Consider the following 17038-nt stretch of genomic DNA (forward strand, 5'->3'; position numbering starts at 1 on the left):
TAATCACCTGCCTAATTTAATAGATTTATTGATTTAATAATAGTGACATAGTCATGCCACCGATCTCTTCATAATTTATCTGTACTTCCAGAACTCTTTTAAAACCTGTCAATTTAGCATCACCGCTAATAATTGTAGGGTGGGTAATATCTGTTTCAATACCAGCATTAGCTAAATGAGTCGATAGTCCTCCAGCGACCATATTCCCTAACTCTCCCGAAAATGAATCAAGCATTTCCTCTGACAATTGCATACCGTATAATGCTTCGCCTATTGCACTAAAGACATTATGTTTTGCTTGAATTAACAAATCTCCTTTAAATGTGCCACTATAACCGATTAGTACCCCATACTGAACCTGCAGCGGTTCTGTCGTTAGCTTAGGGGCATCAAATTGATGATCAACTGGTACAACATTTTTAATAGACTGTACTGAACCGTTATAAAGTTCTTTAATAATTTCATTCATGTTTACTTCTGAAGATGATGTCATCAGTGCATGTCTCCTTACCTCATAAAATGTTAGCAGTAGATAAAATTACTCCTTATAATCCATAGTACCTAATTTTCAGCTATTACACAACAAAAATTTGTGGAAAAATAGTCATAATATCTATAACGGTTCATTTTTTCAGAAATATTTGGGAAATGTATCCTATTGGCAAAGTAAAGATTCACCACACGTGAAAATACAATGCTGCATAAGACCTAATCAACAAAGCTATGAGAAGTTATTTCAATAGAAAAAAGGAGACCGTCTAATTCAGACAGTCCCCTAATACTTTATTGTTAATCACAGCCCTACACGTCTGTAATTATCCACCTGAGCAAAAAGTCTAATTTTATTTATTTGCTCAATGCATCTATAATTTCTTCGATTTTAGCCAGTTCGGATTGTAAACCTCCGCCACTTAAGTACCACAATGCACCATCTAAATAAACGATTTGTTCGTTTTTATATGCGGCAGTTTGTTTGATGATATCATTTTCCATATCGGCATCAATGTTTGATTCTCCATTAATTGCCGCCGTACGGTCAATAACAAATAATACTTGTGGATCAAATTCAAGGATTGCTTCAAAGCCGAAGTTTGATCCATGGGAAGATGATTCAATATCTTCTGTCACTGGTTTAAATCCATAAATGTCATAAATGTATCCAAAACGGGAATTTGTTGCAAATCCTGATAAGCTTCCTTCATTATACATTGTAACCAAACTAGATTCATAGTTTCCAGCCAATGCTTTAACTTCTTCTAAAGCAGAATCAAACTTTGCAGTGTATTCTTCAGCTTCTGCTTCTTTACCAAACATTTTAGCAGCAATATCTACGGAAGCAAGGAATGTATTCCAGTAGTCGTCTTGCTGTGTTCCTACAAATACTACATTCGGAGTAATTTCTTTTAACTGATCATAAAATGCGGATTGACGTCCAGAGATAAAAATAACATCTGGCTCAAGTGCAGCAATATCTTCCAATAATGGTTCTTTTAATGTTCCGATATTTGTATATTCATCAGACTCATATTTTTCTAAATGTGATGGTAAAGTAGAGCCATTTGCTACCCCGACAATCCCTTCTACACCTAATGCATCTAACGTATCAAGGAATCCGTAATCAAATACCACAATTTTCTCTGGCATTGATTCAAATTCAACTTCACTGAAAGCAGTTGAGCTGCCGTCTCTGCCTTCTGATTCAGCAACTGTTGGAGCAATAGTCATTGGATAAGCAGCAGATATTTCTTCTCCTGTATTTGCTTCTGCCTTGTCATCAGATTCTTCAGATCCATTTTCTGATTCCTGGCCTTCAGATGCTGACACTTCATCAGATCCCTCAGTTGTACTCTCTTCATTCGATCCACATGCTGCCAGCATTACTGCAAAAACTAAAAATAATATTGCTAATTGCCACTTCTTCATTTTTTTCTCTCCTTTTTATGTATAAATATTTAATAATGATAATCATTATCACTGATAACAATTATCATTATACATACATTCGATAAACTCGTCAACAGCAATTTTACCAAATTTTATTATTTTTTGAGAATGATAATCATTTTGCCGTTATAATAAGCCTATATTCAAACAATTCGATCTTCGTATAGTATTCCGCAGAAAGAGCTTCCTTTGAAATGAGCAATATAAAATCATTTTCGTACTGTGTATGCATAAAAATTCTCATGAACAATCAACGCAGCTTGTGTTCATGAGAATTTTTGTTTGTTACAGAACATCATTCAATTATCACGTTTATGTTCGTTCCCGTTCTTTAGGTGTGTGAGTTAAAATAGACGCAGATTCTGCAACCATTCTGTTCCTGAATAGGTATGTCCATATCATAAATATCACGCAATGCCTCTGAATTAATAATTTCATTCGTTGGACCATTTTTAACTAGTTTGCCATTTTTCAATGCAACAATGCGGTCAGAGTATACGGAGGCAAAATTGATATCATGTAATACAATAACTACGGTCCGGCCAAGTTCATCAACCAGTTTTCGCAGAATCTTCATAATCTGGACAGAATGCTTCATATCGAGGTTATTTAAAGGCTCATCAAGTAAAATATAATCGGTATCCTGTGCAATAACCATTGCAATAAACGCCCGCTGTTTCTGACCACCTGACAATTCGTCAAGGAACTTATCCTGCATATCGGCTAAATTCATATACTCAATAGCCTGATCGACAAATTTCTCGTCTTCTGAAGTCAATCTGCCTTTTGAGTATGGATAGCGGCCAAATGCCACAAGTTCACGAACTGTTAATCTGACGTTTATAAAATTAGCCTGTCTTAGTATAGATACCCGTTTTGCAAACTCTGTTGACTTCCACCTTTTTACATTGTTCTTATCAAGTAATACTTCCCCGGTATCTGCATCTAATAGTCTGCTGACCATTGATAGAAGCGTGGATTTACCTGCCCCATTTGGTCCAATAAAAGAAGTAATTGTACCTTGTTCAATTGTGACGGATACATCTTCTACGACAGGTTTCTTACCAAATTGTTTCGTTATCCCTTTAATTTCTATCATCCCGATGCCCTACTTTCCTTTAGTAATAAGTAAATAAAGTAAATACCGCCGACAAAATTAATAATTACACTAATTGTTGTTCGTAATTCAAAAATATGTTCAGCAAGAAATTGTCCTCCGACTAATGCAATAATACTGAATAGACTTGCCCCTAGTATTAAGACAGAGTGCCTGTATGTAACTAAGAACTGGTAAGAGAGATTTGCCACAATTAATCCGAAAAATGTTATTGGTCCTACCAACGCTGTGGATGTTGCAATTAATACAGAGGATAAAATTAATACATTCATCACCATACGGTCATAATTAATACCCAGATTAATTGAATTCTCACGACCGAGTGACATAACATCCAGTTTTTTCATTATAAAGTAGCCATAGACAAAGGCAATGAGCAGAATTCCTGCTGCAATATATAATAACTCAGCTTTTACCTTTGAGAAGGATGCGAATAGCATCGTTTGCAACCCTAAATATTCAACAGGGTCAATCAGAACTTGAAGAAAAGTGACTAAACTCCCTAAAAGGGTACCTATAATCATCCCGATTAACAACAGTAAATAAATAGGATGTTTATCTGCCCGGAACAGAAAACGATATAATAGAAGAGCAAATAGTATCATCGCCGTTATCGCTGCACCGAAATTCAGATACTTATTAACAATCCAGATCGACATCGATCCTGCAAAAAAGTAGATTAATGTTTGAACGACTTCATACATCGAACCTAGTCCCATTACAGAAGGTGTTAATATCCGGTTATGGGTAATTGTCTGGAAGACGACTGTCGAATAAGATATGGCAATACCTGTTATTACCATTGCCGCCACACGTGTCATTCGTCTGGGAAAGGCATAATCAAACCCGCCTTTAATATCATAAAAACCGTAAAGTAATATAGAGATAATTACTAATACAAACAAAATAATTAGTTTCGTACTATTTCGCATATGCTCTCCCCCTAAATAACATAATTAAGAAGATCGCACTTCCAATTACTGCGACCGTAACATTTACCGGAATTTCATATGGATGAATAATGATACGTCCAATAATGTCACAGATCAATAGAAAAACAACTCCCAGTAACATCGTATGCGGAATAGTTTTACGTAAATTATCCCCTAAATAAATCGACACAATGTTTGGAACTATCAAGCCTAAGAATGGTATAACTCCAACAGTGAGAACTACCGTTGTGGAAATAATGGCAACAAGAACAAGACCAATATTTAACACAACCTTATAGCTTAATCCAAGGTTTTTCGCAAATTCTTCTCCCATTCCAGCTACAGTAAATTTATTAGCATAGAGATATGCTAATATAATCACCGGAATACTCACATATAAAAGTTCATAGCGACCAGATATAATTAATGTAAAGCTTCCCATCAACCATGCGGAGATATTTTGAATAAGATCTGCTTCATATGCAAAAAATGTAGTTATTGATGATAAAATATTTCCATACATAATCCCAATAAGCGGGACAAATATGGCATCTTTAAATTTGATCCGGTTTAAGATTTGCATAAAAACAAGTGTACCAACTAGAGCAAATGCAAAACTGAACAGCACCTGCTGTGTGTATGTAACATTTGTAATGAAAAGCATAGAAATTAAGATTCCTAGTTTTGCAGCATCTAGTGTACCTGCTGTAGTCGGGGACACAAATTTATTCCGGCTTAAAGCCTGCATAATCAGACCAGCGATACTCATGCCTGCTCCAGCAAGAATAATCGCCATTAAGCGTGGTACCCTGCTTATTAAGAATATCTGTGTTTCATCAGAGTTCCAGTCAAACAAATCACTAACTTTAATATCAATTGCTCCAATAAATAGTGATATAATTGACAGGATCGTTGCAGCAATTAATAACATCCATAGTCTCATATGTAATCCTCATAACTTATAATATTCTGCACACAAATGAAAATGATTATCATTCCGAGTACGAGATACATTATAATGAAAGTTGCAGAAAATGTCAACATGAGGAAAGCTATTTCATGTAGACGGTTACCTAATAAATTGCTGTGTTACCCGCATATTTTAGATTTCTAATCTTTTTTGCTGTTACACATTGCGGTATAATGGTTAGTAATTCATTTTTCTGAAGCGAGGGTTCTTAATGATTGTTATTATAGATAACTATGACTCATTTACATATAATCTTGTCCAATATTACCGTCAAATGAGAGAAGATGTTACAGTTTACAGAAATGACTCGACAACAATTGAGGAAATCGCATCATTGAATCCCAGTCTCCTGGTTTTATCACCAGGCCCCGGTTCACCTGCAAACAGTGGTATCTCATTAAAAGTATTAGAACATTTCCATGATCGAATCCCTATCTTCGGTGTGTGCCTTGGGATGCAGATTATCGTGGAATATTTTGGCGGAAATGTCGTCAAATCTCATGAACCTGTACACGGTATGACAAGTCTTATACACCACAAAAGAACAGGCGTTTTTCATAACTTGCCATCATCATTTCGTGTAACAAGATATCATTCTTTGATAACAGATAAATATACTTTTCCACAAGAACTTTCTGTTACAGCTGTTACAGATGATGATACTATTATGGCTGTGAAACATCAGAAATATCCGATAGAAGGAGTACAATTTCATCCTGAAGCTATTCTTACTGAATATGGCTATGAGTTAGTTGCTAACAGTTTACGGATGATTGACCATGTGCCTTTAGAAAGGGTGTGTTATAAGTGAACACTTATCTTCAGTATGATTTTAAAGGAATGGAAAAAGTATTTACTCAGCCGATTGAGATTATTAAAGCAAACAAAATAGAGAATGTTCCGGAGGCTTTCAAAAAAGTAGAGCGTGCGCTTAGTAAAGGTTATTATGTAGCAGGTTATGTTTCCTATGAAGCTGCTCCCGCTTTTGACACCAGTTACTACGTCTCTGATAACAGTGTGCTTCCATTAATATGGTTTGGAGTTTTTGAAGAAGATCAGCCTGGAAATAAGAAACTGGATAATAATTCTTCTTATACTCTCTCCGAATGGAAAAATACTATCAGTCGTGATAGATATGATCAAATGATAGAAAAAATTAAATCTTTAATAGGACAAGGAATCACTTATCAGGTGAACTATACTACAAGGTTAAAGGCGCATTTTTCAGGGGACAGCCATTCTTTTTATCAGCAATTGCTGAGAAACCAGTCAGCCTCGTATTGTGCCTATTTAAATATAGAAGATTATCAGATTTTATCTATTTCACCTGAACTCTTCTTCCATGTAGATAACGGCAAAATTAAAACAAAACCAATGAAAGGGACCATAAAACGAGGAAAAACACTAGAAGAAGATTCCGAATTAAAAAAACAGTTACAGTCATCAAAAAAGGACCAGGCCGAAAATGTGATGATTGTAGATTTATTAAGGAATGATCTTGGCCGTATCGCAAAACCGGGTAGTATCACTGTAAAAAGTCTGTTCGAGATTGAGCAGTATCCTACTGTTCATCAAATGACCTCAACGATTGAAGCAGTACTAGAAGAGGATAAAACAGTCTGGGACTGGTTTGAGGCACTTTTTCCATGCGGATCTATTACCGGAGCACCAAAAGTAGAGACAATGAAACAAATTGCAGAGATAGAAACAACGCCGCGGGAAGTTTATTGCGGGGCAATAGGATGGATCGGACCGGACAGACAAGCGGTTTTTAGTGTGCCAATCAGAACCGTCTGGATAAATAATGAAACAGGTGTGGCAGCATATGGAACCGGAAGTGGTGTCACATGGCATTCCAACAAAGAGGATGAATATGCTGAATGGAAACAGAAAGCTGCTTTCTTAAGTGATAACAGACCAACGTTCTCATTACTGGAATCTATCTTATTAGAGAATGGAACTTATCCTTTACTAGATTATCACTTAAAACGATTGCACGATTCGGCAATATACTTTTCATACAAATGGAATAAGAAAGAGCTGATCCATCATTTATCCGAATTAGCAAATAAATATCCGCATGGTAAATATAAAGTCAGACTGCTGCTTGATCAACATGGAAGTATTTCCGTAACTGCAGATCATATTAATGAATTATCAGAGCCCATCCATTCGTTAATTGCACTCAAGCCTATATCGTCCGACAATGTATTCCTATATCACAAAACAACCAACCGGTCCATCTACAAAAATTATGATCAGTACTTACCAGAAGGATATATGACAACATTACTTTGGAATGAAAATGGATTTTTAACTGAGTTTACAATTGGAAATGTTGTTTTCGAGAAAAACGGGATGTACTATACTCCGCCCGTGTCGGACGGACTGTTAAATGGAACGATGCGTGCTAAACTTATCGATAAAAAAATAATTAAAGAGAAGCAGATCCCAGTTCAGAACATAGATGAATATGATCAAATTTGGTTTATAAATAGTGTTAGAGGCTGGTTAAAAGTTGAACTGCTTGAAACAAATAATTCGTCTACTTTCAGGTAATTTGTTAAAATGCTGATAACAGAGAACATACAAGGAGGATTTTCTTTATGAATGCTTACGAAGAATATATGCGGGAAGTTGCAAGACCTATGAGAGAAGAATTAACAAATGCAGGTTTTGATGAACTAACAACACCTGAGGAAGTCAATCAATTCATGAATAAAAACAGTGAACCTGCATTGGTAGTGATTAATTCAGTATGCGGATGTGCAGCAGGCTTAGCAAGACCGGCTGCTATTCACTCTTTGAATCATGAGAATAAACCTGAAAAGCTTGTAACAGTTTTTGCTGGACAGGATCGGGAAGCTACAGAACAGATGAGATCGTATTTCTCTGATATAGAGCCATCTTCTCCATCAATGGCAATCGTTAAAGATGGACAGTTGCAATATTTCTTACCACGAGAACAAATTGAAGGATTTGAAGTAGAAGAAATTGTTGAACAATTAACGGAAGCATATGACAAATACTGCTAACTTCCTTAGTCAAGTTGAGACTGCTGATCATCGGGTTGATGGACAGGATTGAACAGCTTTGGAAGACCCAGCCAATAAAATAGAGCAAGAAAAAAGCCAAGGATTTTAGATCCTTGGCTTTTTAATACTATTATTGTACTACACGGCGTACATGTCCTGAGAATGTGTTAGCCCAATATCCGCTACCCATATCAGCAACTGCTACACCTGTAGAGTTTTGTGATCCAATAAATTTGTTATTTCCAAGATAGATACCAACATGCCCATTTGTTTTATATGTATTAAAAAATACAAGGTCACCTGGTTTCATTTCACTTGTGGAAACTTGAGTACCGACACCTGACATCGCAGACGTGCTAGCTGGCAGACTAACGCCACCTTGACTGAATGCCCAACTTACAAATCCTGAACAATCAAATCGGCCATTTGCTATATCATAAGCATTTCTTCCGCCACCAAAAACATACACAGAGTTTCCAATATATTTATTACCTGCATTAATAATTGTTTGTAAATTGCCACTTGCAACAGCAGTACCTGAATTACTTGCAGGAGCTGACTGATTAGATACTGTACTGTTTCCAGATCCTGAACTTACATTGCCAGCTGGCTGGCTTTGCAGTAATTGCTGCTGTTTTTTAGCTTCTTCCAGCGCTTTTTCTTTTTTAGCGAGGATTTCGTCCTCAATTTGTAAATCTGCAAGAATGTCTTTATTAGCTTCCTGTTTTCGTTCAAGCTCTTCTTTTACTTCTTCATTCTCTTCTTTTTGGGCAACGATTTGTTTCTGAATTGCTTCATATTCAACAGCCATTTCTTCTAATTCGGCTAATTTGCTATCAAGTGTAACTTTGTTCTCTTCTAACTTTTGTTTATCTGCTTCCTGTGCATCCAGTAATTCCTGGTCAGCAGATGTTATCTTTGTTACTAACGAATAACGATCAATAAAATCAAGGAAGTTCGTTGCACCAAACAGTACTTCTAAATAACTGTTAGTACCGCCGCTTTGCTGCATTGACGAAATTCTCTCTTTAAGAATTTCATTTCTCCGGTCAATATCTTTTTGCAGTTCCTCGATCTCTGCTTCAAGATCCTCTACTTCTGATTCTACTTTAGTAATATTACCTTCTGTTTCCTGCATTACTTTTTCGTTATCTTTAATTGCTTCTTCTAATCTATTAAGTTTTTCTGTCAATGTAATTAATTCTTCTTTAATACTATCAATTTCAGATTGTTTTGTTTCTATGTTAGTCTGTAACTCTGAACGTTGTGCTTGAATTTCTTCTTGTGTTTCTGCCTGAACAGAATGGTTATGTACAAAAAATAAACTCGTTACAACTGTTGCAGTAACTGCGGTTTGCTTCATTATTAGTTTCCAATCTCGCACTCGATTCCCCTGCCTTCAATCTATTAATAGTAGCGAATATAGATGTAAAGGGTTTTCTATTATATCTCTCTAATTCACTAGCAACAGTGTAACATAGAAATATGTCATTTTTATTAGTGTAATATTACAATTATATTTCAAATTAGTATTTTATGTTTAAAATTTAGATTTTATGTTTTATTCTTCTACCAATTTCTTGCTTTTATAACGTTCCTGTTTTTGTTGTATTTTCTCGAAAGCTCTTCGTGCCGGCATCATAAGTGCAATGGTGATCAGACTCATACTGAAGAAAAAAATCAGCGGCTGGAAGTACCATAACACGGCCCCGATACCAAACAGGCCAAAAACCATTATGACTGTTTGCATTGGGTTCAATATCATTATAAAAAAAGCACTTTTTATTGCCTTAGTAATTTTCATGTCATAATACACATATACCGGAAAAATGTATAGCAGTGTCAGGAAATACAATATACTAATAAACAGAAATGGAATAGTTAAAAGTAAAGCATATTCATTTGGTGAAATGGTAATGAATAAAAAGTCCAAATATAAAATATAGCCGAATAGACTTATCATTAATCCCAGAAAGTTTGCTGTTTTAAAGGATTCACGATATGACCGCCAAAATGTTTTGAAAACAGGAATGTCGCTTTTTCCTGATATCCATTTCTTTGTGACAGTAAAGGCAGCTGCAGTAGCAGGAAATAACCCCAGAACCAATGCACCTGTCACTGTAAATAATATCCACAATATATTTAAGTATGCTATTCTTGTAATCCATTCCAGGGCTTTATTCGCTGCCTGCATAATTTCTCCACCTCATTTGATTTAACCTTTTAATCCACTTGTACTTATACCTTCTACAACATATCGCTGGAAAATGAAGAAGATTACGAATACCGGTATTAAGGAAACCGTTGACATCGCAAACATGGCACCCCAGTTGGAAACCGTCTCATTGCTTAAGAACATATTTAATGCCATCGACACTGTATATTTAGCCGGACTGTTCAAGTATAATACTGGTCCAAGCAAGTTATCCCATGTCCAGTAAAATGTAAAGATTGCTGTTGTAGCGAGTGCCGGTACAATTAGAGGCAAAATTATCCTGTAATAAATTTGAAACGTATTACATCCATCAATGGTTGCTGCTTCATCCAATTCTCGCGGAATCGTCCGAATAAATTGTACAAGCAGAAAAATAAAGAATGGGTGACCGAAATATGCTGGCACTACTAATGGTTTTAAGGAATTAAGCCAGCCAAGTTCAGCGAAAATGATATATTGCGGAATCATAACAACTTCATATGGAAGCATTAACGTCTTAATCATTATCGCAAACCAGAAGCTTCGGCCAACAAATTTCAAGCGAGCAAAACCAAAAGCAATTAATGAACAGGAAATTAAGTGGCCAACTAATACAAATGCAACAAAGATCGCAGTATTTTTAATGAAGGTTGCGAAACCATAATCACCGAATCCTTCCCAGCCCTGTGCATAATTCTCCAGCACAAATGGATTTGGAATTAATGATTGTGCTGTAACAAAAATGTTTTCACTTAATTTAAATGAACTCATAATCAGCCAGATAACCGGATAGAGTAACAAAATTGCAAATCCACCGACAAGTAGATGGTAAATAATTTTTTTCAAATGTTTCGGTTTCATTGTTATCTGCCCCCTTCTGATTCATAGTGAACCCAAAATCTTGATGACAGGAATATGACGGATGTAAGAATTGCTATAATTATTAACATTACCCATGCCATAGCTGATGCATAACCCATATGGAAAAATTCAAAACCTTGCTTGAACAAATACAGGGAATATAATAAAGTTCCATCTAGAGGACCACCTGTACCCTTAGATATAATAAAGGCAGGTACAAATGTCATAAATGCCCCGATTGTCTGCATAATGGCGTTAAATAATATAACCGGGCTTAACATTGGCAATGTGATCTTAAAGAATTTTTGAAAGAAACTTGCTCCATCAACACTTGCCGCCTCATAATAACTGAGCGGAATAGACTTTAACCCTGCAAGGAAAATTAACATCGATGAACCAAATTGCCATATCGACAAGAAAATTAACATCCATAATGCTGCTGTTGGATTTCCGAACCACCTTACTGGGTCAACACCTAATACACCAAGTGCCAGATTTACGATACCGTCATCCCCGAAGATCTGGCGCCACATGATAGCAACAGCAACGCTTCCTCCAATTAATGAAGGCAGATAATACATTGTCCGGTATAACCCGACAGCACGTGATGCCGTATTTAACAGCATTGCAACAATTAATGCAAAAGCCAGCCTTAGCGGCACCCCTGCAAAAACATAAATAAAGGTTATTTTTAATGAGTGTAAATAACGAGGGTCTTCTGTAAACATCTTTGTGAAGTTATCTAATCCTATCCACCGTGGTGGAGAAAAAAGATCATAGGAAGTAAAGGAAAAATATAAAGATGAAATGATCGGTATTATGGTGAAAGCTAAAAAACCAATAATAAATGGTCCGATAAACAGATATCCCCACAAATTCTGTTTCATGTGTGATTGCATAGTAATCAGCTCCCTTCTCTGTCTGTTTAAAATGATAGCTGATCTAAAGAAAGATCAGCTATCATACCAGCTATTAGTTTCCTAGAATACTTTCCGCTTGCGTTCTGAAATATTCTGCTGCCTCTTCTGGTGTAGTTTCTCCGTATGACATCTGTTCTGAAAGACTTGTCAGCAACTCAATAATCTCACCTGCTCCAGCTGGATCCGCTGCACCCATTGGTGTACTATTTTGTTCTGCCCATTCGATATAATCAAAAACCTGTGCCTGAGAATCAGATACTTCCGATTTTAATGCTTCCAGAACTTCTGAAGAAATCGGAACACCACGATCACCTAATATTAATTTATTTGCTTCAATATCATTAATAAAGAAACTAATAAATTTAGCTGCTTCTGCTTTTGCTTCAGAATTTTCCGCAACAGAGAAGAACATACTAGGTTTCAGGAATAAGCCTTCTTCCATATTCGGACCAGGCATTGGTGCAAATTCAAAATCCAGACCTGACAATTGCTCAAGACCTACAAACTGGTTAGACCACTGAAAAATACCAACACCTTCTCCTTTAATGACCGGATCATCTTCAGGGCCTGCCAACTGAGCTAAAAAGTCTGGCGTAGGTGTTGCACCTTTCTCAACTTCTTCTGTAACCATTGAGAAAAAGTCTACAAACAATTGATCATCCTCATAACCTAAACCACTGCCATCTTCTGCATATAAACGTTTTCCCTGTGTCCGTAAGTAATAGTTAAAAAATACATCTGCCTGGAAACCATTATCAAAGTAAATTCCTGCATCGGCAGCTGCCTGAGACATTTCCTGAAACTTATCCCATGTCCAGTCTTCCGGAATTTCGTCATAGCCTATCTCCGCTAATTTTTCCGGATTGTACTGAAAACCTAATGCATTCACTCCTAAGTTGAATCCATACAGCCCGTCATTAACCTGACCGGCATATACGTTATCTTCGGAAATATTACTAATATCAATTTCATTTTCAAGGAATGGTTCCAAATCTGCTAATTGCCCATTCTGTGCATATTGAGAAAGATAAGATAAGTCCATTGCAATGATGTCAGGTAACTCATTTGCTGCAGCTTGTGGCGCTAATTTTTGCCAATAGTCATCCCAGCTTGCATATTCAGGTTCAATTGTTACATTAGGATTCTGCTCCTCATACATTTCAATTACTTCCAGTGTATAGTCGTGTCTTGTTTGCTCACCCCACCATGCGATTCTTAATGTAACATCTTCCCCGGAAGTTTCTTCAGATCCAGAATTATCACTTGATTCTTCCGCTCCATTATCTGTACTTGTTTCTTCTGTTCCGTCATCCCCACTGCATGCAGCTAAGAACAATACCAGAACTAAACCTAACAGCAAATACAAAGATTTTTTCATTTCTTTCCCTCCCCTTTTTTTATATACGCTTATCTGAAAGCGATTACAAATATATAATATCATTAAATTATTCCACACAATGATAGAAAAAACAGACATAAATGTGTAAAAAAAAGAGGTGTTGACAGCGGTTTCTTAATCCGCACTTTTCATCACCTCTGATGGAGTATAGCCTTTGATCCTTTTAAACAATTGGCTAAAGTACTGCGGGTTGCTGCCAAATCCTAATCTTTCAGCAAGCTCAAATACTTTGATATCTTCTTCTGCTTCCATTATTTCGACCGCTTTATTAATCCGTGCATTCGTTACATAAGACGAGAAACGCTGCCCAATTTCTTTTTTAAAAATTTTACCCAGATAATCTGGATTCATATAAAGGCAGTTATTTGCTAACCACTGCAGTGATAATTCCGGATTGTGGATTTCCTTCTCAATACATTCAATTAGATCCATTACAACTTTAGAGTATTTTCTGGATGTTGGGAGAATTTCTGTGATGGATGTGAATAACTGATTAAAAAACTGATAATAGCTGTCAATATAGGACATGTTTTCAAGCTTGGAAATTGTTTCAAACCGGTCTTCCAGCATAACAGTATTTAGTTTACTCATCAATAACAGATAAAATTGAATAAAGTAACCTTTTGCGATTTTAGGACTTACTTTTTGATATTCCATTTCTTTACCAAAATGTCTGATTAAATGCATTGCCTGCTTAATCGATTGTTTTTTCAAATGAACAATCACCTGATTTAAATCAATCGATGTCAGTTGATCAATATTTGTCTGAAACTCTGTAAATTTTTCCTGTACAACAACCTCCCCCTCTGAATTGTAAAAAAACTGATTAATTAAGTAATTTAGTGAAGACATGACTTCTGGGCGTTTACTGGAATAGTTATGAGGAGATATAATCATTGACCAGGAATTTCCCATGTTTGAAAACTGTTTGATTAATTGTTCTTTAAAAAAATGTTCACCATCAAACAGAATTACTAAATTACTGTCAATTATCGTCCCAATAAAGGGATAATCTTTAAAAACAGTTTCTATCTCTTTCATATATTTTTCTAAAAGAGGGTATTCCACCTGTTCCTCATGATGGAATATAACAAACTGGTAATCAGCCGTTCCGAATTTTTTCTTTACCATATGACGGAATTTCTGTGGTAAATCTTCTGTCAACGGAACATCTGTCATAAACCGTTTCATAATCTCTTCATATTCATATTCATACAGTTTAGACGCTTCCTGCTGTATCGTTTCTAAATAACGGACTGCTTCCTCTTCATCTCTTTTTTCTTTAATTATATCTGTCAGGGCCTCCGAAATCTGATCTTCATTGCAAGGTTTTAACAAATAATGCTTTACACCGAATTTCATCGCTTGCCGGGCATATTCAAATTCATTGTAGCCTGATAAGAACACCCATTTAATCCTGGGATATTTCTCGCTTGCTTTGGCTACTAATCCAATACCATCTAAACCAGGCATAGTTATATCCGTAATGACAATGTCCGGTATTTTTTCTTCAATTAAAGTTAATGCCTCTAATCCATTCATTGCCTTTCCAATTAATTCTGCCTGATGACTCTTCCAGTCTATAATGACAGATATACCATCCAAAATCATTCGTTCATCATCTACCAGCAATATTTTGTACATAACTGTCATCTGCCTCCCTTGGTAATATTATTTTTATATTTGTTCCTTTATTAATTTCACTATCAATTTTTATTCCATAATTTTCACCGAACAGTATCTTTATCCGCTCATTAATATTTCTTAAGCCGATTCCTGTTCCTTTTGGTTCATAGTTACCTTTTATAACGTTGTTTAAATGTTTTAATGTCATCCCCGGTCCATTATCACTTACCGTAATGCAAATGTTTCCGTGTTCTTCTTTTATATCAAGTAAAATTTCACACACACCGACCATTTCCTGCAATCCATACCTGATCGCATTTTCTACGATTGGCTGCAAGATAAACTTTGGAACATTTACATTAAGTAACTCTTCATAAATTTGCTTTTGAAAAAGAAGTCTTTCCTCGAAACGGTATTTCTGTATCGTAATATAATGATCAACTATAGAAATCTCTTCTTTCAATGGTATGAGAGTGCTTTTCATATTAATCGATGACCTTAAAACATAACCCAGCGATTCTGCCATTTGGGATATCTTTTTTTCACCAGCAATTTTTGCAGACCAGTTAATCGATTCCAAAGTATTATATAGGAAATGCGGATTTACTTGGGCCTGTAATGTTTTATACTCAGATTCTTTAATTAGTAATTGCTTTTTATAATTTTCTCCTATTAAATAATTAATCTGATTCATCATTTTCTTGAAGTTCTCATGTAGTTGGCCTGCTTCATCTTTTGTGAAACTCGCTTCAGATTCCAGATCATAATAATCCAGGTTGCCTGTCTGAACTTTTTTCATCTTCTGATTTAAACTCTCAATCGGATTAACAATTGTACCGGTAAATCTTGAGCCTAAAAAAATCACGATCAGAAATAACGCGAAATAAGTAACGAAAACGGCAGTCCTTGTTTGACTGATAACCATGAACAGGTTGCTGTATGGTGTTAATATCATATACGTCCATCCTAATTCATTCGCCTCAGAATATGTTAAAAAGTAACGTTCTTTATTTATTTTTACAATCTGGTAGCCTTGCTGATTGATATGAAACTGAGATGGCTTAATGCTTTCAATTTGGTTATCATTCATGAATATCTGATTTTCTTCTTCATCGAAAATTAAAAAGCTTGTATTCTGTTCTTCTAAGTTTTTCGTGATTTCATTTACGATTTCTTCAATATCTATTCGTACAGCTACAGTCCCCAACCTGGCAAACGAAAAATCTAAATATTCGCGAATATCTCTTGCTACAATCATAGTGGCATCTTCTTTTGTCGGAGGAGCCCAGGCTACTCCTCCTTCTTCGAGTTTGGTGATATTCTTGATTTCTTCCAGTCTCTTATCTGATAAATTTTTTAATGCAATTCCACTGGCATATTCTTCGTCATACTTATCATAAAGCTGTATCGATTCAACGTATTTACTCAATGCCCCAATATCGATTAATCTTTTCCTCAGTTCAGCACCAATCATATAGCGGTTATAATTTGATTCAGTTTTGGAAAGTTCTGTTAAATATGACTGAACATAGGTATCTGTAGCAATTTGGTAAGAAAGACGTTCCAATTTTTTCATTTCTGCTTCAATAGAATTGGTGGATACCTGCAAAGCCTGTGCTGACTGGCGGTAGATTTCTTTGTTATATAAATTAAAGGCATACTGCAGAATGGATAACCCTCCAATGCTGAATGTCAATAAGACAAGCAATGTCAAAATAACCATCTTATGTTTAAGTCGTAAATTCATATAATAGTTTTTAAGATTATGCAACACTCTGGTCACCTCATTTCTAAATAGGTGTTAACGCTTACAATTAATTATACTTATTAGTTCACATTAACGTCAAATCGGTATTCGGAGTATTTCGCCTGAAATGAGACTTGCATTGTGGAAATTTTAGAAGTTTAGCGTGGAGATTGATCATTGAGTGATGTTCGACTATGGGATGGGTTAGAGGGCGACTGAATGCCTTCGCTCCTTTTTTCTTTCGCGCCATGGCTTTCGGAGGGCGCCTGAACCTCTTCGCTTCTTTTTTCTTT

At 35.9% G+C, this 17038-nt stretch carries 15 protein-coding genes; 3 read left to right on the forward strand and 12 right to left on the reverse strand.

Features of this window, described 5'->3' with window-relative positions; genetic code table 11:
• Positions 1 to 25: 25 nt before the first annotated feature.
• From BMW36_RS10845 to BMW36_RS10865, 5 genes are all read right to left on the reverse strand, one after another.
• Complete coding sequence (locus BMW36_RS10845) at positions 26 to 493, reverse strand: chemotaxis protein CheX (protein ID WP_089740976.1); 468 nt, start codon at positions 491 to 493, stop codon at positions 26 to 28.
• A gap of 353 nt (positions 494 to 846) precedes the next feature.
• Complete coding sequence (locus tag BMW36_RS10850) at positions 847 to 1923, reverse strand: siderophore ABC transporter substrate-binding protein (protein WP_089740979.1); 1077 nt, start codon at positions 1921 to 1923, stop codon at positions 847 to 849.
• A gap of 352 nt (positions 1924 to 2275) precedes the next feature.
• On the reverse strand, positions 2276 to 3043 hold the full coding sequence (locus BMW36_RS10855; protein WP_089740982.1) for an iron ABC transporter ATP-binding protein: 768 nt from the start codon (positions 3041 to 3043) through the stop codon (positions 2276 to 2278).
• Positions 3040 to 3993: an iron chelate uptake ABC transporter family permease subunit gene (locus BMW36_RS10860; protein WP_089740984.1), complete on the reverse strand. Its 954-nt coding sequence runs from the start codon at positions 3991 to 3993 to the stop codon at positions 3040 to 3042. The genes BMW36_RS10855 and BMW36_RS10860 overlap by 4 nt, the downstream gene beginning before the upstream one ends.
• Positions 3983 to 4936 (reverse strand): ABC transporter permease, encoded by a 954-nt coding sequence (locus tag BMW36_RS10865; protein ID WP_089740987.1) that lies wholly within the window; start codon positions 4934 to 4936, stop codon positions 3983 to 3985. The genes BMW36_RS10860 and BMW36_RS10865 overlap by 11 nt, the downstream gene beginning before the upstream one ends.
• A gap of 238 nt (positions 4937 to 5174) precedes the next feature.
• Here BMW36_RS10865 and BMW36_RS10870 point away from each other — a divergent pair, with 238 nt between their 5' ends.
• Genes BMW36_RS10870 through BMW36_RS10880 form a run of 3 tightly spaced genes read left to right on the forward strand, consistent with a single transcriptional unit; the run spans position 5175 to position 7998 of the window.
• The gene (locus BMW36_RS10870) at positions 5175 to 5774 is read left to right on the forward strand and encodes an anthranilate synthase component II (RefSeq protein WP_089740988.1); all 600 of its coding nucleotides are present in this window, start codon (positions 5175 to 5177) and stop codon (positions 5772 to 5774) included.
• Entirely contained in the window at positions 5771 to 7522 is a 1752-nt protein-coding gene (gene pabB, locus BMW36_RS10875) for an aminodeoxychorismate synthase component I (protein ID WP_245711655.1), read from the forward strand. The genes BMW36_RS10870 and pabB overlap by 4 nt, the downstream gene beginning before the upstream one ends.
• 47 nt (positions 7523 to 7569) lie before the next feature.
• On the forward strand, positions 7570 to 7998 hold the full coding sequence (locus tag BMW36_RS10880) for a BrxA/BrxB family bacilliredoxin (protein ID WP_089740990.1): 429 nt from the start codon (positions 7570 to 7572) through the stop codon (positions 7996 to 7998).
• Between the two features lie 130 nt (positions 7999 to 8128).
• Here the strand turns inward: BMW36_RS10880 and BMW36_RS20735 are convergent, their stop codons facing one another.
• The 7 genes from BMW36_RS20735 to BMW36_RS10915 all read right to left on the reverse strand — a co-directional run bounded on the left by BMW36_RS20735 (position 8129) and on the right by BMW36_RS10915 (position 16769).
• A complete protein-coding gene (locus BMW36_RS20735) occupies positions 8129 to 9382 on the reverse strand; it encodes a coiled-coil domain-containing protein (protein ID WP_281243035.1) in 1254 nt (417 codons plus the stop codon).
• 177 nt (positions 9383 to 9559) lie between these two features.
• A complete protein-coding gene (locus BMW36_RS10890) occupies positions 9560 to 10192 on the reverse strand; it encodes a YesL family protein (RefSeq protein WP_089740992.1) in 633 nt (210 codons plus the stop codon).
• A 21-nt stretch (positions 10193 to 10213) separates the two neighbouring features.
• Positions 10214 to 11053 carry a carbohydrate ABC transporter permease gene (locus BMW36_RS10895; RefSeq protein WP_089740994.1) on the reverse strand — a complete coding sequence of 280 codons (840 nt, stop codon included), beginning with the start codon at positions 11051 to 11053 and terminating at the stop codon, positions 10214 to 10216.
• A 2-nt stretch (positions 11054 to 11055) separates the two neighbouring features.
• On the reverse strand, positions 11056 to 11952 hold the full coding sequence (locus tag BMW36_RS10900) for a carbohydrate ABC transporter permease (protein ID WP_089740996.1): 897 nt from the start codon (positions 11950 to 11952) through the stop codon (positions 11056 to 11058).
• Between the two features lie 73 nt (positions 11953 to 12025).
• Positions 12026 to 13351, reverse strand: coding sequence for an ABC transporter substrate-binding protein (locus BMW36_RS10905; RefSeq protein WP_089740998.1), 1326 nt, complete (start codon positions 13349 to 13351; stop codon positions 12026 to 12028).
• A 135-nt stretch (positions 13352 to 13486) separates the two neighbouring features.
• On the reverse strand, positions 13487 to 15016 hold the full coding sequence (locus BMW36_RS10910; protein ID WP_175480427.1) for a response regulator transcription factor: 1530 nt from the start codon (positions 15014 to 15016) through the stop codon (positions 13487 to 13489).
• Positions 14991 to 16769 (reverse strand): sensor histidine kinase, encoded by a 1779-nt coding sequence (locus BMW36_RS10915; protein WP_425431943.1) that lies wholly within the window; start codon positions 16767 to 16769, stop codon positions 14991 to 14993. The genes BMW36_RS10910 and BMW36_RS10915 overlap by 26 nt, the downstream gene beginning before the upstream one ends.
• Positions 16770 to 17038: the final 269 nt, after the last annotated feature.

Source organism: Gracilibacillus ureilyticus, from assembly GCF_900111195.1.
Classification (GTDB): Bacteria; Bacillota; Bacilli; order Bacillales; family Amphibacillaceae; genus Gracilibacillus; species Gracilibacillus ureilyticus.